The following is a 1608-nucleotide window of genomic DNA, read 5'->3' as shown; positions in this document are numbered from 1 at the left end:
CTCTGTTGAGGCACAAGGGTGCATCATTGGCGATACTCGTTTTTCTGATGGGCTGGGCGGGCGCTTCAACCGCGCAGCCGACGCCACAAGACCGAGAGTGGGATCTGGACGAGAAGGCACGACGACAACAGGCGATCGAACAGCAAATGCAGGAATGGTCGGCCAAGCCGCAGACCGCGGCGCCGTCTCCAGTGCAAGTGCCGGAGGTGGGTGAAGCACGGTTTCCGATCGAACAAATCGAAGTGCGTGATGGTGATCGCCATTTCCGAGAAGTCGATCGAATTGTCGAGCGCTACCAGGGTACGACCATGGGGAAAACGGAAATATTTGCTTTGCTGCGGGACCTGACGAATTTCTATTATGAGCGTGGCTACATTACGACCAACGTGTCGCTCGCGGAGCAAAACCTATCGAGTGGGACGTTGATTCTGAAGGTTAATTGGGGTTATGTGAAAGGATGGCGAGTAAACGGCCAGGAGCCTGAAGGTATTCGTGAACGCATGATGCTGGCCAGTGCGATGCCGGGTATGGAGGGCGCCGTCCTGAACATTCGCGATATCGATCAGACAATCGAAAATCTGAACAGTCTCGGCAAAGCCGCGAAAATCAATGTTGTGCCGGCCGAGGAGGTCGGGTACTCGTATCTGGACGTCGCCCTGGATCGTTCAAAACCATTTGCCGTGTCGGCGTCGGTTGACAACTCTGGCTTCAGCGATCGAGCGAATCAGGGTCTGTACAAGTATGGCGTAAATCTTTCGATTGCCGATATGTTGAGCATGAACGATGTGCTGACGCTTTCGGCGGCACGTCGCTACTACAAGGATCCGGCACGTTACGCCTATGACTCGCTGGGGGTTTCATACGGATTTCGTGTTGGCTTCTGGAGCGCCGATCTGCGATATACCGCGCAGCCGACCAAGAGTGTGCTGTCGGGAATCTATGGCGATTACCAGCTCAGAGGCAATACGCAAGATGCCAACTTCCGAATTTCGCGCGTGATCAATCGCTCGCAGGCCGGTAAGGATACCGTATATGTCGTGCTTGATCGCAAGCGTGTGCGTAACTATGTCGATGACACACTGATCGAAATCAACAGTAATACGCACACGAGCATTCAGGTGGGTGTCAACCGGGTGAATAGCCTGTTCGGTGGCACCGTCTTTGCCGATGTAAGTTGGACCCGTGGTATTGGCTGGTTTGGCGCAACGGCCGATCCGGAGTTTGGAGGGGAGGGACCAACTTCCCGTTACGACAAATTCAATATGAATCTGAATTGGTCGCGCGACTTCATGATTAGAGGCCTGCGGACCAATTACACGCTGGCGGCAGGTGCGCAGTATTCGAAAGACAGTATGTATTACGACAGCAAGCTTGGGGTGGGCGATCAGTACACGGTTCGTGGCTTTAAGAATCAATCGGCCTACGGCGATACGGGGGGGTATGTATCGAACACCATCAGTTTTCCATTCCTGACGCCGATCGGACAAGTTACGCCGTTTGTCGGCGTTGACTGGGGAGTGGTCACGAACAACGACAGCACGCTTCGCGGTGGCTCGGTCGGCGGGGTCGCGGCCGGTATCAGGGTGTCGGGAAAATGGGCGAGTGCGA

At 54.9% G+C, this 1608-nt stretch carries 1 protein-coding gene; it reads left to right on the top strand.

Features of this window, described 5'->3' with window-relative positions:
• Positions 1–47: 47 nt before the first annotated feature.
• The coding region (locus tag ACPUER_RS36655) for a ShlB/FhaC/HecB family hemolysin secretion/activation protein (protein ID WP_425133568.1) at positions 48–1608 on the top strand (1561 nt) is incomplete at its 3' end.

The organism is Burkholderia sp. DN3021 (genome assembly GCF_049805555.1).
Taxonomy (GTDB): Bacteria; Pseudomonadota; Gammaproteobacteria; order Burkholderiales; family Burkholderiaceae; genus Burkholderia; species Burkholderia pyrrocinia_C.
Note: the sequence above shows the minus strand (reverse complement) of the source record. Positions and strands in the feature narration are given on the sequence as shown.